The organism is Enterobacter sp. GD03975 (assembly GCF_029838645.1).
GTDB classification, from domain to species: domain Bacteria; phylum Pseudomonadota; class Gammaproteobacteria; order Enterobacterales; family Enterobacteriaceae; genus Enterobacter; species Enterobacter quasihormaechei.
The window spans coordinates 451275-475377 of the sequence record NZ_JAOBZC010000002.1; the positions used below are offsets into that span (position 1 = coordinate 451275).

Annotated in this window: 18 protein-coding genes and 1 pseudogene; 7 read left to right on the forward strand and 12 right to left on the reverse strand. The window is 51.6% G+C overall.

Going from position 1 to position 24103, the window contains the following annotated elements; genetic code table 11:
* Window positions 1-40: 40 nt before the first annotated feature.
* The gene (locus tag N5C09_RS05785; protein ID WP_279748631.1) at window positions 41-2815 is read right to left on the reverse strand and encodes an autotransporter outer membrane beta-barrel domain-containing protein; all 2775 of its coding nucleotides are present in this window, start codon (window positions 2813-2815) and stop codon (window positions 41-43) included.
* A 452-nt stretch (window positions 2816-3267) separates the two neighbouring features.
* Between N5C09_RS05785 and hemB the strand changes: the two genes are divergently transcribed.
* Together hemB and N5C09_RS05795 are read left to right on the forward strand one after the other, a co-directional pair.
* Complete coding sequence (gene hemB, locus N5C09_RS05790) at window positions 3268-4242, forward strand: porphobilinogen synthase (RefSeq protein WP_063869123.1); 975 nt, start codon at window positions 3268-3270, stop codon at window positions 4240-4242.
* Between the two features lie 73 nt (window positions 4243-4315).
* Complete coding sequence (locus tag N5C09_RS05795; protein WP_063869125.1) at window positions 4316-6016, forward strand: lysophospholipid acyltransferase family protein; 1701 nt, start codon at window positions 4316-4318, stop codon at window positions 6014-6016.
* 59 nt (window positions 6017-6075) lie between these two features.
* Here the strand turns inward: N5C09_RS05795 and tauD are convergent, their stop codons facing one another.
* From tauD to mmuP, 6 genes are all read right to left on the reverse strand, one after another.
* The gene (tauD, locus tag N5C09_RS05800) at window positions 6076-6924 is read right to left on the reverse strand and encodes a taurine dioxygenase (protein WP_102749794.1); all 849 of its coding nucleotides are present in this window, start codon (window positions 6922-6924) and stop codon (window positions 6076-6078) included.
* Window positions 6921-7748, reverse strand: a complete 828-nt coding sequence (gene tauC, locus N5C09_RS05805; protein WP_279748632.1) for a taurine ABC transporter permease TauC — start codon at window positions 7746-7748, stop codon at window positions 6921-6923. Before tauC ends, tauD begins: the two co-directional genes overlap by 4 nt.
* Window positions 7745-8512 (reverse strand): taurine ABC transporter ATP-binding subunit, encoded by a 768-nt coding sequence (gene tauB / locus N5C09_RS05810; RefSeq protein ID WP_063451739.1) that lies wholly within the window; start codon window positions 8510-8512, stop codon window positions 7745-7747. Before tauB ends, tauC begins: the two co-directional genes overlap by 4 nt.
* 10 nt (window positions 8513-8522) lie before the next feature.
* Window positions 8523-9485: a taurine ABC transporter substrate-binding protein gene (gene tauA / locus N5C09_RS05815; protein WP_279748633.1), complete on the reverse strand. Its 963-nt coding sequence runs from the start codon at window positions 9483-9485 to the stop codon at window positions 8523-8525.
* Between the two features lie 224 nt (window positions 9486-9709).
* The gene (gene mmuM / locus N5C09_RS05820) at window positions 9710-10642 is read right to left on the reverse strand and encodes a homocysteine S-methyltransferase (RefSeq protein ID WP_279748634.1); all 933 of its coding nucleotides are present in this window, start codon (window positions 10640-10642) and stop codon (window positions 9710-9712) included.
* Window positions 10629-12029, reverse strand: a complete 1401-nt coding sequence (gene mmuP, locus N5C09_RS05825) for an S-methylmethionine permease (RefSeq protein WP_279748635.1) — start codon at window positions 12027-12029, stop codon at window positions 10629-10631. Before mmuP ends, mmuM begins: the two co-directional genes overlap by 14 nt.
* A gap of 158 nt (window positions 12030-12187) precedes the next feature.
* Here mmuP and N5C09_RS05830 point away from each other — a divergent pair, with 158 nt between their 5' ends.
* The 4 genes from N5C09_RS05830 (at window position 12188) to N5C09_RS05845 (ending at window position 17882) form a co-directional block, all read left to right on the forward strand.
* The gene (locus N5C09_RS05830; protein WP_063451743.1) at window positions 12188-13297 is read left to right on the forward strand and encodes an AI-2E family transporter; all 1110 of its coding nucleotides are present in this window, start codon (window positions 12188-12190) and stop codon (window positions 13295-13297) included.
* Between the two features lie 112 nt (window positions 13298-13409).
* A complete protein-coding gene (locus tag N5C09_RS05835) occupies window positions 13410-15194 on the forward strand; it encodes a diguanylate cyclase (protein ID WP_279748636.1) in 1785 nt (594 codons plus the stop codon).
* 238 nt (window positions 15195-15432) lie between these two features.
* Window positions 15433-15927 carry a molybdopterin-dependent oxidoreductase gene (locus N5C09_RS05840; RefSeq protein WP_063869143.1) on the forward strand — a complete coding sequence of 165 codons (495 nt, stop codon included), beginning with the start codon at window positions 15433-15435 and terminating at the stop codon, window positions 15925-15927.
* A gap of 17 nt (window positions 15928-15944) precedes the next feature.
* Complete coding sequence (locus N5C09_RS05845) at window positions 15945-17882, forward strand: bifunctional diguanylate cyclase/phosphodiesterase (RefSeq protein WP_204643812.1); 1938 nt, start codon at window positions 15945-15947, stop codon at window positions 17880-17882.
* Between the two features lie 351 nt (window positions 17883-18233).
* Here the strand turns inward: N5C09_RS05845 and N5C09_RS05850 are convergent, their stop codons facing one another.
* The gene (locus N5C09_RS05850) at window positions 18234-19247 is read right to left on the reverse strand and encodes an acyltransferase family protein (protein ID WP_279748637.1); all 1014 of its coding nucleotides are present in this window, start codon (window positions 19245-19247) and stop codon (window positions 18234-18236) included.
* Window positions 19248-19537: 290 nt separating this feature from the next.
* Between N5C09_RS05850 and N5C09_RS05855 the strand changes: the two are divergent.
* Window positions 19538-19861 (forward strand): annotated as a pseudogene (locus tag N5C09_RS05855) (hypothetical protein); the annotation flags it as partial.
* A 200-nt stretch (window positions 19862-20061) separates the two neighbouring features.
* On the opposite strand, the gene N5C09_RS05860 reads toward N5C09_RS05855, so the two are convergent.
* The 4 genes from N5C09_RS05860 to N5C09_RS05875 all read right to left on the reverse strand — a co-directional run bounded on the left by N5C09_RS05860 (window position 20062) and on the right by N5C09_RS05875 (window position 23927).
* Window positions 20062-21744: a DUF262 domain-containing protein gene (locus N5C09_RS05860; RefSeq protein WP_087703414.1), complete on the reverse strand. Its 1683-nt coding sequence runs from the start codon at window positions 21742-21744 to the stop codon at window positions 20062-20064.
* 676 nt (window positions 21745-22420) lie between these two features.
* Window positions 22421-22936, reverse strand: a complete 516-nt coding sequence (locus N5C09_RS05865) for a DNA-binding protein (protein WP_279748638.1) — start codon at window positions 22934-22936, stop codon at window positions 22421-22423.
* A gap of 35 nt (window positions 22937-22971) precedes the next feature.
* Window positions 22972-23757, reverse strand: coding sequence for a hypothetical protein (locus tag N5C09_RS05870; protein ID WP_047737890.1), 786 nt, complete (start codon window positions 23755-23757; stop codon window positions 22972-22974).
* On the reverse strand, window positions 23754-23927 hold the full coding sequence (locus N5C09_RS05875) for a hypothetical protein (RefSeq protein WP_014830800.1): 174 nt from the start codon (window positions 23925-23927) through the stop codon (window positions 23754-23756). The genes N5C09_RS05870 and N5C09_RS05875 overlap by 4 nt, the downstream gene beginning before the upstream one ends.
* Window positions 23928-24103 lie beyond the last annotated feature (176 nt).

Sequence of the window (24103 nt, forward strand, 5' to 3'; positions counted from 1 at the left end):
ACATAAAAAAGCGGGGGCAAAATCCCCCGCGCTTTCTGTATTACCAGGTATATTTCACACCCAGGTTTGCTCCCCAGTTCTGGTCAACGTCGCCGCCGCCCAGATAAGTCGCATCAGTGTAAGCACTGAAGTTTTTCGTGAAGCTGAACTGCGTGCCCAGACCTACGCGAACCGCAGAGCCTTCCACGCCATTATCAATGCTGTCGTCGTTGATATCCGCCTCGTTGTCGGCATCGTCATACACGTACGCCAGTTTGAAGTATGGCGTTAACGCCTGCTCGCCACCGTAGTTGAAGGTATAACCCGCATCCAGGCCAAGTTCATAACGCAAGCTGTCGTAAGACTGACCATCGATACGCATGTCGTTGCTCAGCTGGTAGTCGTCGCCTGACTGGAACAGGCCAGATACCGCCGCGTAAGGGGTGATGTAGCCTGACAGGTTTGGTTTCCAGTCATAGCCCAGCTTCATCCCGAAGCCAACAGCGTCAGAGGTGGTGTCACCGTCAACATACTGACCGTTGCTCATGGTTGCAGAAAGGTCGTTGTTAAAGCGGGTATAGTTCAGTGAGCTGTCGAGGAAGACGTTGTTCGCAAACGTCGCAGACGCATAGATCATCGCAGTCTGGCTGTCCTGATCGACCTGACCAGTACGATCGCTGATATCGCCCTTCGCGAAACCGGCCGCACCACCGACGATCCACTTCGCGTTATTACCGTCAATCTGAGTATCCAGACCGACCATAATGCCGCTTACGTCCTGATCGTAGCTAACGGTGCCATTATCCGCGTCAAAGTTGCCGCCAAAATAGCTCACCCACGCTCCGCCGTTATCTGCCAGACCGTGACGGCTGTTGGTCAGACGCGTACCCACGGTATCCTGTTGCAGATTCCAGATGTTGGTATTAGCAGAAGGAATGCTCAGCGCCATGTTGGCGTAGTCAGTCAGCTCTTTCTGCTGGAGAACAACGGTGTCACCCTTCTGCTGTGCCTGATAGGTGTAAGCACCTAAATCGGCTTTGTTTGCGGCAGTAAAGCTGGCTGCGGTATCCGCGTTATTGTCATAGACGCGAATGATCTCTTTGTTTTCGTAGTCAGCAACGGAGCCTGCACCGGTGGCATCGTCGATGCGCACTTTATAGTTACCGGCAACGTCACCGTTCACCGCCAGATGACCGTCAGAGTTCAGCGCGACAACACCATAGTCGTATTCCGCTTTGTAACGATCGTTGGTGATGTAGCGTGCGTTGTTCAGGTCGCTGTTCAGCACATAATCGCGGCTGGCAACGTTGAGCACACCACCATCGGTGAGCACCATGTTGTGCGTATCAACCTGACCCAGACCCAGCGCCAGCTCTGCACCGTTGTCCACTGTGATGGTGTTGGCATACAGCCCAGCGGTTTCTTCGGTCAGTGCCGCACGGCTATAGCTGTCCAGATACAGGCTGTCGGTGGCAACCCCACCCGTGTCTCCGATATTCAGCGAAGAGCCGTTGGTCAGAGTGATTGAGTCAGCCAACAGGCCTGAGTTCTCAACGTTGACCTGAGACTGATTATTCACCGCCAGGGTGTCGATGTTAGAGATCTTGCGGGTATCCCATTCGGAACCGTTCTCCAGCGTCACGTTAAACAGGCCGCTCTGATACACCTCATTACCGACTACATGACCGTTGGTATCAACGGTCGAGCCAGGCCATATGCTGTTAGGGGAGAGCGTGTGCCAGTCAACTTCGCTGTAGCCCTCACCGTACATCTGCGCAGTGCCGATGGCTTCAACGCTGGACTGCGCTGCACCGACCCACTTGCTGCCGTTGGTTAGAGTGACGTCCAGTGTATCCGTGTCATCCCAGCCGTTGGTGGTTGGGTTGTATACGCCGTCATCGGTGGTATCGGTTGCCGGGTCGCCATTCTCGTAGAAGTTATTATCGAAGGTGCTGGTGAAGAGGATATCGCCGGTAATGGTGGAGTGATCGAACGTAGCAGTGGTCTGCATCGCGTTATCAGAGGCGCCGGCAGACACGATCAGCGCAGCGTCGTCCGCCGCTGTAGCATTGACTTCACCGTAATCGCTCGGCTTCGCCGTTTGACCGTAGAACCCGTCAGTGCCCAGATCGCTGTACGCACCAGAGGTCAGTACAGAGTCTTTCACCACCAGCGTATCGGTAAAGACATTGCTGCTGTTAGCAACGCCTTCAACGCCGTCGTACGGGGTGTTATCCAGTTCCTGATAACCCTGCGTCAGCGTGATACCCGCGACGTGGGAGTTGTTCTGAATAACGATATCAGATTCAACGTCCAGGGTAATTGCGTTACCCAGACCATAGGTGTCCAGATAATGCGTTTCAGTATTCTCGCCATTGACGACATCATACGCGTAATGCTCGTAGGCATCGTTGATGGTGGAGTTATCAACGGTCAGGCTAAAACGATCGTACTGGGAATGCGTGGTGCCGTCGGTATCCACGCCATCTGCACACGTCGTGGTCATACATTCTGACGTGATCATGCCGTTAATGGTGCTGTTAGAAATGCTCAGCGCATTCGGGCGACCATTAACGCCGTCATCCAGATAGTATGTTGAAATAACGCCGTTCACCGTTGATTTATTAATCACCGGATAAATATCGCCATCGTGAGTGGCATCGGTGTTATCCCAGTCAGCATAACCATAATACCAGGGAGTAGACGCAGTATTGTCATATCCAAAAGTATTATAGGTCGTGCCGGATATATCTTTCGCATTGGCCTGAGAAGCGATAGCCAGTGTGCAGGCTAATGCAAGTTGTGATACAACCAGTTTCTTTTTCCATGTTTGCATTGGGTCATCCCTCCTCAGGGACGTAAGCAAGTTTGTCCATCAAATCATTTGGCAATGTTTAATTGCGGAAAGAATTATGCAGTTTCACTTCGAAAAGGTTCAATGAATGATTCAATTAAGTCCGTATCCAGACAACTAAGCTTAAAAACCCAGCACAATATCAATCATTATGAATAAATATTATAAATTCAACTGATTGCAAACCACTTCGGTCGGTTCGATACCTATCATAAAATACAATAAATCATTAATAGTTATAACCTCCATCTAATGTAGAAGCTTCGCCAATATTTCACACCACGTTAAACCCCATAATAAGACGTATAATATAGACAAAATACATGTGAAGAATATTAGTCGATTTCGAAAATCTAAAAGACAACTTTAGTAAAACACCGCTTCCTGCTTTCAGGTACACTATACCTCTTTGTTCCACAAACATCAGGCATACCATGACCGATTTAATTGCACGTCCCCGTCGCCTGCGCAAGTCACCCGCACTGCGCGCCATGTTTGAAGAGACAACACTGAGCTTAAACGATCTGGTGTTGCCGATTTTTGTTGAAGAAGAGATCGATGACTACAAAGCCATCGACGCGATGCCGGGCGTGATGCGCATTCCTGAGAAGCATCTGGCCCGCGAGATTGAACGCATTGCCAACGCGGGGATCCGCTCGGTGATGACCTTCGGTATCTCCCACCACACCGACGCCACCGGCAGCGATGCCTGGAAGGAAGATGGCCTCGTGGCCCGCATGTCGCGCATCTGCAAAGAGAGCGTGCCGGAGATGATCGTTATGTCCGATACCTGCTTCTGCGAATACACCTCTCATGGCCACTGCGGTGTGCTGTGCGATCACGGCGTGGACAACGATGCGACCCTGCTGAACCTCGGCAAGCAGGCGGTGGTTGCCGCCGCTGCGGGTGCAGATTTCATTGCGCCGTCGGCGGCAATGGACGGACAGGTTCAGGCTATTCGTCAGGCGCTGGATGCGGCAGGCTTTACCGACACCGCCATCATGTCCTACTCCACCAAATTCGCCTCTTCGTTCTACGGCCCGTTCCGTGAAGCGGCGGGCACGGCGCTGAAGGGCGATCGTAAAACCTACCAGATGAACCCGCTGAACCGCCGCGAAGCGATTCGTGAGTCTCTGCTGGATGAGGCTCAGGGCGCAGACTGTCTGATGGTGAAACCGGCCGGCGCGTATCTGGATATCCTGCGCGACATTCGCGAACGCACTGAACTGCCGCTGGGCGCTTACCAGGTGAGCGGCGAGTACGCGATGATCAAATTCGCCGCGCAGGCGGGTGCCATCGACGAAGAGAAAGTGATCCTCGAAAGCCTGGGGGCGATCAAGCGCGCGGGTGCGGATCTGATCTTCAGCTACTTCGCGCTGGATCTGGCCGAGAAAAAAATCCTCCGTTAATCTTCACCAAACTGCAATACAACCGACATCTCCTCCTTCTACTGTCTGGGCAAGACGGCAGGAGGAGTGATCAATGTTTAGTCTCGACAGCGTTCTTGATGACCTTTGGCCTCAGGCGAGGCCCGCACCCTGGCAAAAAAGTCTGTTAAAAAGACTGCTCCACGAAGACGAATTTCAGCAGTTTGCCGCCCGCCACCGTCACCTGAAAGGGCTGGATATGGTGGAGCAGGTTCTGGAACACCTTGATATTCTCTGCACCGTTTCCGCCCGCGATCTCGAACAAATCCCCGAACACGGCCCACTCATTGTGATAGCTAACCACCCGACCGGCACCCTGGATGGGCTGGCACTGCTTTACGCCGTTTCGCGCGTGCGCCGCGACGTTAAGGTTGTCACCAACCGGATGCTGTCCCACCTTGAGCCCCTCAGTTCGTTGTTTATCCCCGTGGATAATATGGGCGGAAAAACCGCAAAAGCCTCGCTGATACAGATGGAGCAGCACCTGCAAAACGCCGGCGTGCTGATCTTCTTCCCGGCGGGCGAAGTCTCCCGCCCAACGCGCAAAGGCATCCGCGATAAAAAATGGCATCCGGGCTTTATCAAGCTGGCCAGCAAACTGCGGGTGCCGTTACTCCCGGTACATATTCAGGCGCACAACAGCCTGCTGTTTTATGCCAGCACGCTGGTATCGCCCACGGTATCCATGCTGCTGCTGATGCAACAGATGTTTCGCCGTCGTCACAGCCAGCTGCCGATCAAAATCGGCCAGCAGATTGCCTGGAATGACAGGTTTAGCGCTACCCTTTCATCGCGTGAAATGGCCGAGCAGTGCCGTCAGCACGTGATACGACTTGGCAAGGGATTGCCTGGCGTCTTTAAAACCCAGTGCGCCATTGCCCGCCCGGAAGATCGGGCCACGCTGAAGCGCGAACTGGCGCAGGCCGAGTGTCTGGGCAAAACCAGCGATGGTAAAACCATCTACCTGTGGCAGCGCAACGGGCAGGAGGAGGCACCTCTTCTGCGCGAGCTGGGACGGCTGCGCGAGATTGCCTTTCGTGCCGTGGAAGAAGGCAGCGGCAAGCGCCGGGATATGGACAGCTACGATGATGACTATCTGCACCTGATCCTCTGGGATGATGACGATCTGGAAATTGTCGGCGCGTATCGCTTTATGCCGACGGCGATGCAGGTAGAAAAGCGCGGCGTTGACGGGTTGTACAGCTACAGCCTGTTCCACTACGACGAAAAAATGCAGGACATACTGGAGCACGGCATTGAGCTGGGGCGCAGCTTTATACAGCCGCGCTACTGGGGACGTCGCGGTCTGGACTATCTGTGGTCAGGCATTGGCGCCTATCTGGCGCGCTATCCACACTACCGTTACCTGTTTGGCCCGGTGTCCATCTCCGGCGGCTTACCGCCTGCCGCACGAGATCTGCTGGTGGCGTTTTATCGCCTCTGGTTTCCGGCCAGCCATCCCTTAGCCGCCTCGCGTCAACCCTACCCGGCCTCGCTTCCGGACGTGCTGGCACAGTTTGGCGGAGTGGATTACGTGGACGACCTGACAAAGCTGAAATCCCTGCTGGGCAATCTGGGATGCGGCATTCCGCCGCTCTATAAACAGTATTCCGAGCTATGCGAGCCAGGCGGCGTGCAGTTTATCGATTTCGGCAGCGATCCGGCGTTCAATAACTGCGTGGACGGGCTGGTGCTGGTGGATTTGTGCTATCTGAAGGCGAACCGCTATCAGCGGTACATTGAGGCCCATCTGTAGCCCATTGCCGGGTGGCGGCTACGCCTTACCCGGCCTGCATGAACTGCGGAAACGACGGGTTATGGACGGTAAAACGGCTTATCCCCCAGGATCGTCGCCCGCTGCATAATCCTTCGCTGCGGCAGGTAATCCGCATTGGCGTAATGCTGCGTAACGCGGTTATCCCAGATCGCCAGATCGTTCTCCTGCCAGCGCCAGCGCACCTGAAATTCCGGTTTCGTGATATGCGCAAACAGGAAGCTGAGCAGCGCCTCGCTCTCTTTTTCCGTTACGTCCACAATGCGCGTGGTGAACCCTTCGTTCACAAACAGCGCCTGCTTACCCGTCACCGGATGGGTACGCACCACCGGGTGCAGCAGCGGCGGATGTTTTGCGACCGCATCCAGCCAGCGCTGGTGCTCCTCTTCCGTTTTACGGTACTTATATTCCTGGAACGATTTTTTAAAATCATGCTCTGCCCGCAGGCCACTTAGCAGGGTCTGGAACGGCGCGGAGAGCGCCTCAAACGCCGCAATGCCGCTCGCCCACAGCGTATCGCCGCCGGTCTCTGGCAGTAATTTTGCTGCCAGAATGGCCCCGGCTGGCGGTGTGTCGATAAAGGTGACGTCCGTGTGCCAGTTGTCATTATCGGGCGGATTATCGTTATGGGTGTCCAGCACGATAATTTCTTCCACCCCTTCCGCATGCGGGTAGACCGGGTGGATATGCAGGTCGCCAAAGCGCAGGGCCAGCGCGCGCTGCTGCTGCGGGGTAATGGCCTGATCGCGCAGGAACACCACCTGATGGCGCAGCACCGCGTGGTATAGCTGCTCAAACTGGTTATCGCTCAGCGGACGGGTTACGTCCAGGCCCGACACCTGCGCGCCAATGTACGGCCCCAGCGGGGTAATCGTCAGACGTTCACTCATTGTATTTCTCCATGCCAGGGCGTCAGGCGACGCTGTAGCGCGCGCAGTCCCAGTTCTAATCCAAAGGCGATCGCGGCGATCACCGCGATCCCTGCCAGTACCACGTCAGTCGCCAGGAACTCTCCCGCCGACTGCACCATAAATCCAAGCCCGCGCGTGGCGGCAATCAGCTCTGCCGCCACCAGCGTAGACCAGCCCACCCCAAGGCCAATGCGCAGCCCGGTCAATATCTCCGGCAGCGCACCCGGTAAAATGACGAACAGCAGCACCTGCGCGCGGCTGGCACCGAGCGACTGCGCCGCGCGTATGCGTACCTGTTGCGCACTTTTTACGCCAGCCAGGGCCGACATCGCGACCGGCGCAAAAATCGCCAGGTAGATCAGTAAGATCTTTGACGTCTCGCCGATGCCAAACCAGATCACCATCAGGGGCAGGTAAGCCAGCGGCGGAACGGGCCGGTAAAGCTCTATCAGCGGATCGAGAATGCCGCGCACCGTCGGGCTCAGCCCCATCGCGATCCCCACCGGAACGCCAATCATCACCGCCGCCAGCAGCGCCACCAGAATACGCGCCATACTGGCGCCTAAATGCTGCCAGAGGGTGGCATCCATAAAGCCCTGCGGCCCGGAGATGGTCATCAATTTTTCCAGAACCTGGCCTGGCGGCGGCAGAAACAGCGGACTGATCCACTGCTGAGCGGCAACCGCCCACCATACCGCCAGCAACACCGCCAGCGTGCCGACGCTTAAGGCGATCCGGCGAGAGAACGGCCAGCGTAAGGCGAGGCGCGCCCGCCGCGGTTTTTCACTGAAGACAATGCTCATGAGAAGGCCTCCCGCTGCTCAAACACGCGGCTCAGGATATATTCCCGTTTTTCGATAAACAGCGGGTCGGATTTGATGCTGCGCACCGGTTCTCCCGCAACATAGCGTCGGGCAAATTCAAGCGGCAGGCGCTCCAGCACGCGTCCCGGCCCCGGAGAGAGCAGCACCAGCTCCGTCGCCATAAACACGGCCTCTTCGATATCGTGGGTAATTAACAGCACCTGCTTGCCGGTTTCATGCCACAGGCGCAGCAGCAGGGTTTGCATCTGCTCGCGGGTGAAGGCGTCAAGCGCCCCGAAAGGTTCGTCCAGCAGCAGCAGCTGTGGATTGGCCGCCAGCGCACGGGCGATCCCGACGCGCTGGCGCTGCCCGCCCGAAAGCTGCCAGATAAAACGTTTTTCAGCTCCCTCCAGCCCGACTTTTTTTAGCATGTCGCGCGCCGTACTCAGGCGCTGTTCACGCGCCACGCCAGCCAGTTGCAGACCGAACGCAACGTTTTCCTGTACGTTTCGCCACGGCAGTAGCCCTTCGTTCTGAAAGACCACGCCGCGCTCTGCGCCCGGCCCCGTGACCCGTTTCCCTTCCAGGTGGATCGTGCCGTGCTGATACGGTACAAACCCGGCGATCAGGTTCAGCAGCGTGGTTTTCCCGCAGCCGGACGGCCCCAGCACGACCAGCAGTTCACCGCTGTCCAGCGTCAGGTTGATCTCTTCCAGGGCGGGTTTGCCGCCGTAATCGGCAGACAGGTTTGTAATGTTCAGCATCGCAGCCTCTTTATTTCACAAAGCGATCGGTCACGAACTGGCTGTAATCCGCCGCCACCGCAGGCACTTTGCCCTGCTCTTTCAGGAACGTTGCGGTGTCGACAATCGCTTTGCTTACCGGCCCGTTCAGCTGCTGGACCTGCTGAGCCGGCGTCAGATAGGTGTTACCCTTCACCAGCCCCGGCACGTCTGCTTCCGGCACGCCGCTCAGTCGTGAGAGTTTCTCCAGGTTGGCGGGCTGTTTCAGCCATTCATCCGGGTTATTGATGTACGGCTGCTGGGCTTCAATGGCGCTTCTGGCGAAGGCTTTCACCACTTCAGGGTGTTTTTCGGCAAAGTCTTTACGGACTACCCAGACATCAAGGGTTGGCGCGCCCCATTGCCCCACTTTTTCGGAGTCGGTCAGCACGGTGCCGTCTTTTTCCAGCTCGTTGACGGCGGGCGCCCAGACGTAGGCCCCGTCAATGTCGCCACGCTGCCAGGCTGCGATAATCGCCGGTGGTTGCAGGTTAATGATCTGCACCTGCCCCGGCTTGATGCCCCAGTATTTCAGTGCGGCCAGCAGGCTGTAATGCGTGGTGGAGATAAACGGCACCGCGATGCGTTTACCAATCAACTCTTCGGGTTTCGTGATGGTTTTCTTCACCACCAGCGCCTCGGAGTTTCCGAGCTGCGACGCCAGCAGGAAGACTTCAATCGGTACCTGCTGGCTGGCGGCAACGGCCAGCGGGCTTGAGCCCAGGTTGCCAATCTGCACGTCGCCCGAGGCTAACGCCCGCACAATTGCCGCGCCGCTGTCGAACTTGCGCCAGTCGACTTTTGCCCCGCTCTCTTTGGCGAAGGTGTTATCCGCCTGCGCGACTTTCGCCGGTTCCGCGGAAGTCTGATACGCCACGGTGACGTCCACCGCCTGCGCCTGAAATGCCCACAGCGCCAGCGCGCCGAGTAATGTGATCCGCGATGAAATAGCCATACTCTCTGCTCCCCTTGTTGTTATAAGGGCAGTATTTCCGGCGCAAGAATTTTGATAAAGGAATAAAAAAGCATCGTTAATGACGATTCGTTTTTAGAAAAAAAGCGGGAAAGGATAGTGAATTTTGTGCGGTTGGTTTGTGCCGGGTGGCGCTGCGCTTACCCGGCCTACGGTTCGTGCAATTTGTAAGCCGGGTAAGGCGCAGCCGCCACCCGGCAAAGACCTCAGCGCTGAACCGTCAGCGCAGCAATATCTTTCGGCGTGGTCCGGCAGCATCCGCCAATTAATTTCGCGCCCGCCGCCAGCCACTGCGGTAAATACCCCGCCAGCGTTTCGCAGGCTTCACCATGGTGATGCCACGTTTTGCTCACCGCATCGTAATGCTCCCCGGAGTTCGGATAGACGACCAGCGGCAGCGACGTCAGGCTGTGCAGATGCGTCAGCGCCGCCGTGGTGTTTTCCAGCGCGATACAGTTAATCCCCAGCGCGACAACCTGCGGGTAGCTTTCCAGCGCAGAAACGACATCCCGCAGCGGCGTTCCGTCGCTCAGGTGCTCGCTGTCACGCAGGGTAAATGAGAACCATGCCCGGGCGCGCGGATACGCCATCAGCAACGCGGCCAGCGCCCTGATTTCCGGGAACGAAGGCAGCGTTTCACAGGCCAGGAGATCCGCGCCCGCATCCAGCAGCGCCTCCACGCGGGGGCGGTGGAAGGCGGTAAATGCTTCAGCGCTACGCACGTAGTCGCCGCGATACTCGGAACCATCGGCCAGATACGCGCCGTACGGCCCAACGGAACCCGCCACCAGCAGCGTGCCCGCCTGTGGGTTCTCCGCCAGATACGCCTCGCGCGCCTTACGCGCCAGCTCTACGCTTTTGCCGATCAGCGCCCGAGATTGCGCCTCGTCCAGCCCGCGAGCGGCAAAGCCTGCGGGTGTCGCCTGATAGCTGGCGGTGATCGCCACCTGTGCGCCCGCGCGGTAGTAGTCGAGGTGCACGTCGCGGATCAGTTCAGGATTTTCCATCAGCACTTTGGCCGACCAGAGGCTGTCGGCAAGGTTACAACCGCGCGCTTCCAGCTCCGTTGCCATCGCCCCATCCAGCACCACAAACGGCTGTTTTTCAAGGAGGGCGGTAAGCGGATTATTCTGCGACATGTTCAGGCTCCTGCGTAGTCAGAGTTCGGGTCAGGTAGTACGCACCATAACACAGGGCGACAAACGGAAGCCCGCAATAAAGGGCAATTCGCTGGCTGGGGTCAAACCACAGACCGACGCAGGCGACCAGGCAAAGAATAAAGCCGAGCACGGGCACCAGCGGATACCATGGCGCGCGATACTGCAACGCGGATAGCGGCTGGCCGGACTGCACGTGACGGCGACGAAACACGAAGTGCGACGCACAGATGCTGATCCACACCGCCACCACCGCAAAACCGGAAATGGCTGACAGGGCCACAAACACCGTATCCGGCGCGACCACGCTGGAGAACAGCGCCAGCACGCCGCCCAGCATGGACACGGAGAGCGCCGTCAGCGGCACGCCGTTTTTGTTGACGCGGGCAAAGCAGCGCGGCAGCGTTTTCTCGTTAGACAGGGACCACAGCATACGGCCAGAGGCGTACAGGCCCGAGTTCGCCGCCGAGAGGATCGCCGTCAGGATCACGAAGTTAAAGATATCGGCCGCATAGGGAATGCCGACCTTTTCAAACACCAGCACGAACGGGCTTTTCTCCACGCCAGCCTGCTGCATGGGGATCAGCGCCGCCAGCACAAACACGGTGCCGATAAAGAAGATGATGAGCCGCGCGATGGTGGTGCGAATAGCAACCGGAATGACCTTGTGCGGATTTTCCGTCTCCCCTGCCGCGATGCCGATAAGTTCCGTCCCGGAGAAGGCAAAGTTGACCGCCACCATGGTCATCAGGATCGGCAGACCGCCGTGCGGGAACCAGCCTTCGGCGGTAATGTTGCTCAGCCCCGGCGCGGCAGAGCCGTCCGCCATCGGGATAAAGCCAAAGATGGCCGCGCCACCGAGAATAATAAAGGCGACAATAGTGATGACTTTCACCAGCGAGAACCAGAATTCCCCTTCGGCAAAAAAGCGCGTGGAAATCACGTTAAGGCCAAAAATCACCGCGCAAAAGACCACGCACCACGTCCAGACGGGAACCTGCGGGAACCAGTACTGCATGCAGAACCCGGCTGCGGTAAAGCTCGATCCCAGCGCCACCGTCCAGGTGAGCCAGTAGAGCCACGCCACGGTATACCCCGTCGCCGGGCCGAGATAGCGGGCGGCATAGACGTGAAACGCGCCGGTTTCCGGCATCGCCACGGAAAGTTCGCCCAGACACTGCATCACCAGCCAGACCACCAGCGCACCGATCAGGTACGCCAGCAGCGTGCCCGCCGCGCCGGTTGTCGAAATGATGTATCCGGTATTGAAGAATAACCCTGTGCCGATAACGCCACCCAGCGAAAGCATAATCAGGTGGCGGGTTTTCATGGTGCGCTTAAGCTGCCCGTTTTCTTGTTGTGTTTGCATGTTACCTTCTAAACGTATGGACATCTAAACATCCAAAGAAGAGGTGTTATACCGCGATTGTTAACAAAAAGCCACCCGCCGCGACTTCAGCGCAATTATTGGTAAATCCCTAAATCAGTTCTATAGTCGACACAGTTTCTTCCTCACCAGGACTTACTATGCGCTTTAACGGACTGACCAAAGGTTTCTTTATTCTTATCCTGGCCCTTGTCACCTGGGCCTTCTTTGACGTGCTGTCTCCCTATTTCTCGGCGATTCTGTGGGCCGCGATCCTGACCATCATTTTCAACCCGGTGAAAAACAAACTGCGTACCGCGCTGGGCGATCGCAACGGGCTGGCTTCACTCCTCACTCTCGGCATTATCTGCCTGATTGTGTTTATTCCGTTGATGGTGATCCTTTCATCGCTCGCGGTGGAACTGAACATGGTTTACACCAAGCTGCAACAGAACAATACGCAGTTCCCGGAAGTGATCGCCGGTATCTTCAACCGCCTGCCGGACTGGGCCAGCGGCTTTCTGGCGGATCACAACCTCACCAACGCCGCGCAGATCCAGAAAAAACTTTCTGATGTCGCGTTACAGGGCGGGCAGTATCTGGCGGGCAGCGCATTCCTGATTGGTAAAGGAACGTTCGGCTTTGCTATTAGCTTCGGCATAATGCTCTATCTGCTGTTTTTCCTGCTGAAGGACGGGCCGTATCTGGTGCGCCAGATCCTCGACTCGCTGCCGCTGTCTGACTTCGCCAAACAGCACCTGTTCGCTAAGTTTGTCGGCGTGTCGCGCGCCACGGTAAAAGGCACGGCGGTCGTGGCGGTGGTTCAGGGTACGCTCGGCGGTATCGCCTTTGCCATCGTGGGTATTGACGGCAGCGTACTGTGGGGCGCGCTGATGGCATTCCTCTCTCTGGTGCCTGCCGTCGGGTCGGCCATCGTCTGGGTTCCTGCCGCCATCTTCCTGTTCGCCACCCACCAGCTGTGGCAGGGCCTGTTCATTGTGGGCTTCTTCGTCATTATCGTCGGGCTGGTGGACAACCTGTTGCGTCCGCTGCTGGTGGGCAAAGACACCAAAATGCCGGACTACCTGATTTTGATCACCACGCTGGGCGGTATGGAGCTGTACGGGATTAACGGCTTTGTGATTGGGCCGCTGATTGCCGCCCTGTTTATCGCCTGCTGGAACCTCTTCTCCGGGCGCGATCACGAAGGCAATGCCGAGGAGCTTGACGCAGACTTTATCGAAGAGGGAAGAAACCCTCCGGATCTCTAAAGCAGACGTTCTGAAAGGCGGCCCCAGGTCGCCTTTTTTTTCGCCATAAATCAGCGGTTTTCTATAATCTGAATGAACGCTCTTTCATTTTTGTCGCAGAGGAAACCAACAGGTGCGAATCGCCACGATCACAAACTGGGCTTATGGCGTCACGGTGTGCCTGACCATTGCCTCCGGCATCGTCATGCTGTTGGCTTCCCATGCCGCTAACATCGAACGTGAAGCCGTTAAACAACGCCAGGTTTTCGATCAGCTGACGGAGGAGATCGAGACAGACACCTGGATGCTCTCCGATCTGGCGCGACTTTACGTCATCCAAAAAGAGCCCGAGGTGCTTGAGAAATACCAGGCGAAAGAAGCCGAGCTGAAAAATATTGAACACACGCTGCGACAGCTCAAAAACACCGGGGCATCGGGTGAAGAGCTGGCGCTGCTGTACGACGGACTGAAAATTGTAGACGAACTCCAGGATGAACAGCAGTCAGCCATTGACGGCATCGCACGGGGCGAGGAACAGCAGGCCGTTGCGCTGCTTTTTGGTAAGAGCTATGAGCGGGAACTCGAACGGGCACACAACAATATCGAACGCTTTCGCATGCTGCTGGACAAGCGCATTATTGCCGACGTGCAGGCTGCAACCAAAACGTCCAAAACGCTTCGAACTGCCTCGGAGGTGATGGTCGGCCTGACCGCCCTGCTCTTCTTGTTTGTGATGGGCTTTATCCTCAAGCGCCGCGTACTCCGTCCGGTGGTGCGTCTGAGTGACGTGGTTCATCGTCTGGCATCGCAGGATTACGCCGTCGAAACGCCGAACTTCACCCAGGTTGATGAAATCGGCGATATGGCGCAGGCCATCCGTATCTTCCGTGAGAACGGTCTGGCAAGGCAGCGGCTGGAAAAAGAGCGCGATGCTGACTGGGCCATCCGCGAACTGCTGGCGCGAATGACCCAGCGGTTGCAGGGCTGTGAAAACTTTGCCGACGTGATGAACGTGGCGGAGCTGTTTGCGCCCAATATCGCACCGGGCGTTTCCGGGCGTCTGTATATTCTGGAACGCGATCCGTGGCAGATGCGCTGTGCGGCCGAATGGCTGTCGCCCGAAGGGGATAAAAAGCCGTTCCATCCTGACGAATGCTGGGCCGTCCGGCGTGGCCAAAGCCATCCGCCGGTGAATGGCGAGCCGGATATCGGCTGTTATCATCTGCCTGAATCACAGGCACAGCAATCGCTGTGCGTTCCCTTAATTGCTCAGGGCGAGGCGATTGGATTGCTCTCATTCCAGAACATCACGCCTGAAACTGCGCCGTCCCGCGCCTATCTGGAACTGATGGCCGAGGCGCTGGGACTGGCGCTGGCCAACCAGCGGCTGCGCGATGCGCTGCTGGAAAAAGCCCTGTTCGATCCCCTGACGGGGCTGCGTAATCGCCACCATCTGGAAGATACGTTACGTACTCAAATGAAGCAGGCCGTGCGTAACGAGGAGCCGGTAAGCTGCCTGATGATTGATATCGATCACTTCAAGAGCATTAATGACCGCTTTGGTCATGAGGCTGGCGATCTGGTGATCAAAAGCGTGGCATCCATTATTCAACGGACGGTGCATGATACCGGGCTGGCCTTCCGCTACGGTGGCGAAGAGTTTCTCGCGCTTCTTACCGGTGCGGATGAGGAAGCAGCGCACGCCGCCGCAACGGAGATCTACAACGGCGTGCATGCGCTTTCGCTGCGCTACGGGCTTTCGGAGATTGGCCCGGTGGATGTGTCGATCGGGATCGCCAGCTATCCGCAGCACGCCCAGGGCGATAACCTGCTGCGCGCGGCGGACGTTGCGCTCTACCGGGCGAAAGAGCTGGGGCGCTCGCGGATTGTCAGCTTTGGGATGCTGGAGGCGGGCTAACGAGTGTATGGACCGGCGCACCATCAATCCATCCTGTTGACACTCTGATTTATATCTTTCCCCGTGTGAACGTTTTTTTTGCTCAGCCAAATAATCGTTAAATACCCCTGCGCCACCCGACGGGTGGCGTTTTTACATCCTGCCCATGATGGATAAACGTGGGGGGAGAGAAAATATATAAACTAGTAGGATAACTAAATTATAATTCTTATACTTATGATAAAACGTGGAGGCTGAAATGCGATTAATCCTACTGCTGTGCTGCTTTTTAGTGCAAAGCGTCACCCTGGCTGCTGAGTTGCCAAAACCTGCTGGTAAACCCATTTTAACCATTTACGGGAATATTGAGAACACGAATGAAAGTGGAAAAGCCGTGTTTGATATCGCCAGCCTTGAAAAACTCGGTATGGTGAGCTTCCAGACGTCATCTCCCTGGTACAATGGCCGCACTAAGTTTGAGGGTGTTCCGATGAGCAAACTCATGGATTATGTGGGTGCCAAGGGTAACGTAGTCAATGTTATTGCGCTTAATGATTACGCGACAGCCATCCCGCTCAGCGACTTCAAAAAATACAATGCCATACTCGCTTTAAAGGTTAATGGCGAATATATGCGCATTCGCGATAAAGGCCCGGCATTCATCGTATATCCTTATGACAGTCTTCCTGAATTAAATAACCAAATATATTACTCGCGCTCGGCATGGCAGGTCAGCAAGATGAAGATTGAATAGCAGTTCAGGAGAACATAATGAACAGGATACTGGTTGGTATCATTTTTTCTCTTTTTATCACGACTGGATATATTGCTTTTCTGGTTTACGATCGACAGCAGGAGCTCCAAAAACTGACTCATTACACGGAGTCATGGTCTGTCGCCCAACTGGTATCCGAATATTATCGCTTTGAATCATGGCTTGGTCTGTACGCAACCGATTCCGACGACGTTACGATAGACCAGGTCCGCATGCGCCTGGAAATTATGCTAAGCCAGAACGATCTGTTTAAGGAGGGGGATTTAGGGCATTACGTTAAAAACGTTCAGGCGCATCGAGACCTCGCGTTAAGACTCGATCAAATACTTGCCTATCTGGATGGTAACCTCGAAAAAATGAGCCATTCGGACGTAAAAACATACCTGCATACCATGCATTTACTGGATGCTCCGCTCAGCCAGCTATCATCAAGCGCGTTAACGAAAGATATTAGCACGATTAACAGCACCAACCATAAAATACAGATCCTGTATTATATTTACTCCGCTCTCTCTTTACTGCTGATCATTCTGAGTATTATTCTGGGCTTTTTAACAATTTATCAAAATAAAAATATTCTGAAAGCGCACAGGCAGGTTGAAAGTCTGGCAGAGGAACTCCAGTTATCCAAAGAGACCCTACAGGTTCAGAATTCAAAACTGGAGTATGACGTTTACCATGATTCCCTCACCGGCATGAAAAACCGCCTCTACTTCTGGGATGACCTCAGCAAACTTAATCTTGAGGCCGAGGAAAATCATATCCCCGTCACGGTGATGTTATTTGATTTAGACCGCTTCAAAGAGGTCAACGACACCTATGGTCATGATGCTGGCGACTTACTGTTACGCCAGGTATCCAGACGACTGACCGCCATGAGCAGTATTTCAGACACCTTTTACCGTTTAGGCGGAGACGAGTTTGCTTTTTTAGCCAGCGGATTAACCGAAAGCGAAGCCGTTTCGCGCGCAAGAGAAATCAGCGAGAATATCAGCAAGCCCTACACAATTAATAACCAGCTTATAAAAATTGCCACCTGCGTGGGCATTGTTTTATCAGATAATGAACGACGCGCTGATTATCTTTATAAGTTCGCCGATCTGGCGCTCTATGAGGCCAAAAAGGCAGGCTCACAGCAGATTAAAGTTTTCCGCCAGCGAATGCTTCAAAAGTTGCAGGAGAGCAGAACGCTTGAAAACGATATGGCCAAGGCGATAGAGAACAATGAGTTTATTGTTTATTACCAGCCTATTGTGAATTCCATCAGCAAGGAAATTTACGGCTATGAAGCGCTGATTCGCTGGATGCATCCTGTAAAAGGAATGCTCTCACCTGATAGCTTTATTTTCGCTGCTGAAAAAACAGGCATGATCAACGAGATAGGCAAAACCGTACTCAAACTGGCCTGTAGGGAAGCGGTCTCCTGGGCTGTTCCGGCAAGGATCTCCGTAAACGTCTCGCCTGTCCAGTTGGGCAGCAAATCATTTATTAGTACGGTGCAGTCCGTTCTGACAGAGACCGGGCTACCGGCTAACCGTCTTGAGTTAGAGGTCACAGAGTCATCACTCTTCAGCGACAGAAATAACCCTATTACCATTCTCAAAAAGCTACGCTCATTGGGCGTAAGAATTTCCATCGATGATTTTGGCACGGGTTACTCGTCGCTCTCACGACTCAGTGAACTGAATTTTGATAAAATCAAAATCGATAAATCTTTTGTCAATCCGATATCTACGCAAGACGATGCGCTTAATATTGTAAAACTTATTACCGGGATGGCTAAAAGCCTTAACATGGGTGTTATTGCCGAGGGTGTTGAGACCGAAGAGCAGCTTGAGCGCCTTCAGGCTTTGGGTTGCGAGCTGGTGCAGGGATATCTTTTCAGCAAACCACAGCCTCAGGTGGACAGCAAAATTAAGCACGGCCTGGAATGATCTCTTTACTCAACCAGCTAAATATGTGATCCCTCACGGACTCACATATTTAGCTCTGGCTATTCACTTACAAAAATCAGGTGTTATTATTCATCCCGTAAATACCTTTTAACTCAATCCGAGGCTTTGGTGCTGGAGAATGTCATCATCCGATAATCAGCTACCCGACCTTCCAGGCCGGACGAGAAAATAATTTTTCTAGTTTATTCAAATAATATACCACCAGTAGTTTCTAATGATCGATATTAAATTTACCACCATACAGGGATAAATATCACATGGATAAATGGCACTAAAAGATATGTGTTTAAATAAAATGGGGGAATCAAACTCCCCTAGGATTTTATCTTGTTATGAAACCAGTTTATTTCTATCAACTGCCTTTATTGAAAATGCTATTAGTAAAGATAATAAGAAAACGGAAATTGACATTAAAAACATATCCAATACTGGTTTATCTAAAGATCGATAACCTCTCATTACAAAATAATCTAAAACCAGGGCATGAACACCATAAATAGGTAATGATGCACCTGATATCAATTTTATGACTGGATTTACACTACGATCTGAGTAATAGTTTTTCAAGAAAATGAAAATACACAGCGAGGCGCCCATTACGAAAGGAGAACTTCCGCTGTAAAAATTACCAACATACTTGTTGAAATTATCACTTTGCAAGTAAATAAAGTATGCTGTAAGCATTGAAAAAATAAGATACCCTACAACTGGAGTCAAAACTCCAATTCTTTTTGTGTCCATTCTTCCAAAAAAATACCCCAACACACAATATATAAAATTATAGATGAATCCACCATCTATAAGAAAAGTTCCGTAATATCTAATCCCGATGAATTTAAATAAATTAGAAGTGAACGGATTTAACAGAACAAACACAACCAATAATATAGTTATAGCACTATATTTTCCAACATCCCTAACCTTAAGGAAAGAGAAAAGTATGTAGCAACCAACTAAAGTATAAAAAAACCATAAGTGATAAAATACTGGCTTAGAAAGTATATTTAATATTCTTTCTGTCGGGTTATAGCGGTCGGTAGCTAACATATAAATTATGCACAGCGCGCTATAAAATAAAAGACAATACAGAATTCGTAATATATTCTTGGCTTTTACTTTCTTTTCTCCAAGAAAAATATAACCTGAAATCATAAAGAATAGCGGCACACAGGGTCTTACAAACGAATCAACTATATTCCCTGACATCCAGTCAGAAAGTGGGATTTTTCCATATGAAACCACATACCACACAGAACTGTGCAAGATGATAACCATTAAACACGCAAGAGCGCGAATTGCATCTGGCCAGGATTCTCTTTGTTGATCCATAATTGCATTAAACACATGTTAACATTTTGTGTGCAGATTATGACCAAGAATTAATTTTTTTCAAGAAAATTTAACATATGGATCACGTTTGAAGTATTCAATGGCTTACTCTAACTACTACGCTCTCCATGCCCGCTGTAGCTACGTTAGCTAGCTAGTGGGCCGTTACGCTACTGACGTTCAGTCAGTAAAGAAATTTACCGCTTCATTTTAAAAGTCTTCAGGATAACGCCTACCTCTCATGGGCACCTCTCTTTAAGTCATCTTAAATGACTACGGGTGTCTGTTAGATCCGTGCCGATTCAATCCTCAAAGTTCCTCAACCGAAGAACAAACGTATCAGACGGCTTGAACCTTATGAGGCGAGAAGGTTGAATGATGAATGTCCGGAGCCGCTTAAGTCAGTCGTAGAGTTTGCGCTTTCTACTGGCTTAAGCCGCTCGAACATCATCAATCTGGAATTGTTGCAGGAAATAGTTCGATGGGAGTCAATCGAAATGGTCCAGTGATACGCTCACCTTTCCGCCAGTCATCTCCCCAAGCTCGCTAGCAAAATTGGCGCGATTATTGACCGCAATGTCACAAATACAGTACAAGAGGAGAATGTAGTTTATTTAAATCTTTTGTAAGTATGTGATATGAGTGGTGCGATAATAGGAACATAACATCGCTAAACATCCAATTGATTTTCAGTGAGTTATATTCATTAAGTTTTCTAAGGTACCCCCAAAAGTACCCCCAATCAGATCCCGTCTGAACTCTGACAGTAAAAAATGTTGCGGGCTGCCTAATAGACAGCCCGCCAGCACGGTTGATGTTTTTACAGAGACTAATCAACCTTCCAAACGTTAACTGCTTGTTGTGACATCCACTTTTGAAAATCATTGACAGATTCTAAATTCCACTCTGCATATTCTGTTACTTTTAAGGCCAACTTATATCCGGATTTTGTATATTCTTTTTTCTTCTCTTCAAAGGATGAGCGTTTTAAATTATCTTTATCCATTAAGATCATGTTTCCAAGTCTATCTTTTACATCATTAATTCCTTCACCAAAAGATTCGTTCCAATCTTTCTCTGGATGATAAGGGCAAATATGCTCTAATGTCGTTTTTTCATAATCACATGGATTACCTAAATAGCCTTCAATTTCAGAAAGTAAAAAGCGTATTTTTTTCGCTGTTTGTCTACTTGGCATTCTATGAAATTCAAAAGCATTAAAGAAAGCATTATCATCAGGATACAAACGTTTAAATTCTTCGCTATTTTTCACATGACTAGCTCTTAAGAACTCTCGATTATAAACTTTGTTCGCGATTTGATTATAAATATTCTCTTGTTCACTAGGTGATAAATGGCAGATAATATTATACCGAATAGATAATATATATATATATTTTACGAGCTTAACAAACTCTTCTGGAGAAAAATTACCAAAGGCAGCGAGGAATATTGTTAGTGGTTGCTTGATATTAAACAATCTAATACCATTAAGATAGTGCAATACATTTCTGTATTTCACATCTTGATCCCCCCACCATGCATCATTGGGATTGATCAATGATGCATAGATAGGTGAGTAGTCAATTAATGACTTCAAATACTGATACGCTTCTTCCGGTTTCGTTAATATTTTTCTCATTGAGGAAAAAAGGTTGTTCTTAGTAACCATTCTTCTCTGTGAATTATAGTGATATCTAATGTAATCAGAAACATTGCTCTCTCCAAGTTGAACAATCATTTCTGACCATTGTTCGTCCAAATCGTTGAGCTCTTCTTCTCCGATTTGATCATCTTTCGTCACAATTGAAAACAAATAGTTTTTTAGTAGGTCCGGAGTAGACAATTGGACCCCTCTCGCATTCAAAGTTTCAAAAACTTTATAGGCATTAAGATCGTCTTGTACAATTATCTTTGTAAAAATCATACTTGAAGAAAAATCTGCAATAAACTGAGCAATCTCCGCACCTGTTTTGCCGTAATCTTTCTTACAGAAAAAGTCAAAACACTTGCGTATCAATTTATTAGTTGATGTTATACCGCGAGAGTTTTGAGCCTCTAAATGAGATGACATTCTTTGAAAATAACTTTTATTATTTCTATTTAGTTCTAATTTATTAATTACTTTAAGCGTAACGAAGTTCTTACTTCCTACAAAATTCTGAGTTATACCATCGAGTCGCTCAGTATTGCCCTGAACATCCTCCCCGTTATCAATTAAAGTTTTGATCGCTTTCATTGCAGCCAGAACTATAATCGATAACGTAACTAAGCGTTGTTGCCCATCTATAATTTCATGCTGATACTGTTCTTTTTGTTGTAGGACAATATAGCCCATATAATGAAAACCTTCATCATCAAGAGAATTTATATCTCCCCATAAATCCTCCCATTGTCCTACATCCCATGCATAGTCTCGCTGGAATCTAGGCACTATATATTTGTTAGGCCCACCGATTAATTCATTAAAATTCTCATTTTTTGGTTCCATCAACATAAATTGCTTTGCCATTTAATCAAATCCCGTTATTTTAAAATGACGTTATCATAAGGCTGTTAATTATTAACAAGACATTATGATGAGAGTTTCATAGCTATGATGCACGATAAACGATTCGAGCACTAAGAGACACTTCTAGTGCTCTACATCATCAGAGACAATCAACTTGGTCGCTTAGAACAAGCTTTAGAATGGTTAAAAGTTATTCTAAATATATCTAAATTACTGACTGAAGCAACTGTAACTTAGAGCGCGTTCTGCCAAAAATCCCCGCTGGCGCTGCCGGTGGGTGACAACTTTTGACAACTCAATCTGAACGCCAGCGTCCGGGCAAACCAGAACAGCGATCTGAAAGAGGCTCGAGGATGGTTGCAAAGGGGGAGTGCTTGACACCTCCCCTTCACGAGTTCGTGTGCCTGAAGTTTTCTGAAGCGGTAGCGGTTGACACTTTCCCCCTAGTTTTCCCTAGTAAGGCATAACAAACCATAACAGGCTGACACCTGCCCTGCTTCGCATCAGGATTAACAAAAGCTAACAGCCAAGGCTCAACAAATCTCAACGCCAGCCCTTTACACTTCTGCTGTAGCTGCTGTTCGTAGGCGTTAGGATCCGTTAGGTTGGGTTGACACTTTTCCCTGTTTTTCACGAAAAAGTGTCAAGTTAGAGGGGTTAGGTTTGACCGGGGGGTTTACAGTTTCTCACCTGCCAGCAGACAGAGTGCCTTTAATCCTGTATCGCTCCAGTCATCCTGGGTGTCGGGATGCATTGCGGCCACATAGGCCAGCTCGGAACGCAGGAAACGCAGACCACCAGCCATGTGATCTTTGCCATAGAAGCTGTGGGTTTCTTCATCCAACCGGAAGAGGATCAGCAATTCTTCCTCGGGCTCGTGCTGAACATCAAAACCCAGCTCAGCGGCTGCTGCCTCTATTCGCTGGCCAGCATTAATATCAGCCGGCAGCTCTTTACCGCTGTCATGCCCCCATACCCACGCGGCGGCCTGCGCCCACGTCATTGCATTGTGACGATCACCAGCACCAGCACCAGCACCAGCACCAGCACCAGCAGAATTTTGTTTAGCCTGCGATGCTTCGACATCCACTTTATCGCCTGAAATTACAATTTCACCGCGGGCTATCCAGCCGTAAACAGTTTGCCGGCTGACGCCCATATGCCTGGCGTAGGCTGATTTACTTAATAGCATCGTGATGTTTCCCTCCGGTCAGAAAAAAGCCGCCCTCAGGCGGCCTGCTTCTCTTCTGAATGTGTCTGCCGCTGGCTGCCTTTGAGCATCGCGCTGACATGTTCGCTTAACTGGTCAAGGCCGGTCATGCGGGGCTGTACGTCTGATGGATCGTCGTTCTTCCCGTACACGAGATTGTTATACCAGGTTCGGACAGCTGTAATTTGTGCGACATCTTTCCTTACCGCGTCGACCAGATCGGCAACTGCGCTAATCACCTGCCCGTTCTCCGATGCGATACGGGAGAAGCCGAGACGTTTTAGCTGTTCCGTATCGAGTCCCGAACACACAGCGTGCGCCCTTAGTAAGGCGTCCGCCAGCTCCTGATGCTTTCCACTGTGCATCGACAGCAGCATTTTTTCCTGGCTGCGGCGATCCAGCCTTGCGAATGCCTGGCGCATTTCGCTGTCACGCATGAATCCCTGAACATCATCAGATGCCAGGGGATTAACCGGTGCGAGCTTATTCTTCAGGTAATCGAGAATGTTTGCGGCCTGCTCGCTTACGGCTGCCACACCGCGGGTAAAGTCTTTGAGCGTGTCCGGGTTCCGGGCTTCACCTGCCCTGCGGTTTTTTGCCTGTTCGTTCAGATCCGGATCGTTGCGGATAACGTCCAGCAAATCCGCCTCGGCTTCGGCCTGCTGCGCCGTTGTCCTCAGGCTGGTGAGTTCCCCCGCCATACCACGGAATAAAGCGGCCATCTGAGTATTTGGCGCAACAACCTTACCGGCATAACCCGCCAGCTCGATGCTGTGTTTCCCTATTTTGATTGAGTAGCTCACTGGCCAGCCTCCATTTTTGACAGCCCTGCATCAAATACCTTGCGTGCAACAGCATGGATTGACGGCGCGATCCCCATGCCCGACTTCTGGCGCTCCCTCTCCTGAATGGTTTTCAGAGCCTGAATCTGTTCCCCGTTCAGCAGAACGGGCTTAACGTTAACCTTGCTCATGATGCCCCCTGGTAAAGCGATCGTTAAAGTTTCATTAATCGCAACAATCAAATAATAAATTGCGATTTATGAAACGATGTTAATGAAATTACAGGGGTGCACAACGCGAAAAGTGTGGATGCGTTTTAAAGAATTTGCCCTCAAGGTATACATGGTGTTCATAAAGGCAATATATT

Bases quoted from the DNA above. Each gene is read 5' to 3' on its own strand.
- N5C09_RS05785 (WP_279748631.1), bottom strand. From the start codon at position 2,815: ATGCAAACATGGAAAAAGAAACTGGTTGTATCACAACTTGCATTAGCC.
- hemB (WP_063869123.1), top strand. From the start codon at position 3,268: ATGACCGATTTAATTGCACGTCCCCGTCGCCTGCGCAAGTCACCCGCA.
- N5C09_RS05795 (WP_063869125.1), top strand. From the start codon at position 4,316: ATGTTTAGTCTCGACAGCGTTCTTGATGACCTTTGGCCTCAGGCGAGG.
- tauD (WP_102749794.1), bottom strand. From the start codon at position 6,924: ATGAGTGAACGTCTGACGATTACCCCGCTGGGGCCGTACATTGGCGCG.
- tauC (WP_279748632.1), bottom strand. From the start codon at position 7,748: ATGAGCATTGTCTTCAGTGAAAAACCGCGGCGGGCGCGCCTCGCCTTA.
- tauB (WP_063451739.1), bottom strand. From the start codon at position 8,512: ATGCTGAACATTACAAACCTGTCTGCCGATTACGGCGGCAAACCCGCC.
- tauA (WP_279748633.1), bottom strand. From the start codon at position 9,485: ATGGCTATTTCATCGCGGATCACATTACTCGGCGCGCTGGCGCTGTGG.
- mmuM (WP_279748634.1), bottom strand. From the start codon at position 10,642: ATGTCGCAGAATAATCCGCTTACCGCCCTCCTTGAAAAACAGCCGTTT.
- mmuP (WP_279748635.1), bottom strand. From the start codon at position 12,029: ATGCAAACACAACAAGAAAACGGGCAGCTTAAGCGCACCATGAAAACC.
- N5C09_RS05830 (WP_063451743.1), top strand. From the start codon at position 12,188: ATGCGCTTTAACGGACTGACCAAAGGTTTCTTTATTCTTATCCTGGCC.
- N5C09_RS05840 (WP_063869143.1), top strand. From the start codon at position 15,433: ATGCGATTAATCCTACTGCTGTGCTGCTTTTTAGTGCAAAGCGTCACC.
- N5C09_RS05845 (WP_204643812.1), top strand. From the start codon at position 15,945: ATGAACAGGATACTGGTTGGTATCATTTTTTCTCTTTTTATCACGACT.
- N5C09_RS05860 (WP_087703414.1), bottom strand. From the start codon at position 21,744: ATGGCAAAGCAATTTATGTTGATGGAACCAAAAAATGAGAATTTTAAT.
- N5C09_RS05865 (WP_279748638.1), bottom strand. From the start codon at position 22,936: ATGCTATTAAGTAAATCAGCCTACGCCAGGCATATGGGCGTCAGCCGG.
- N5C09_RS05875 (WP_014830800.1), bottom strand. From the start codon at position 23,927: ATGAGCAAGGTTAACGTTAAGCCCGTTCTGCTGAACGGGGAACAGATT.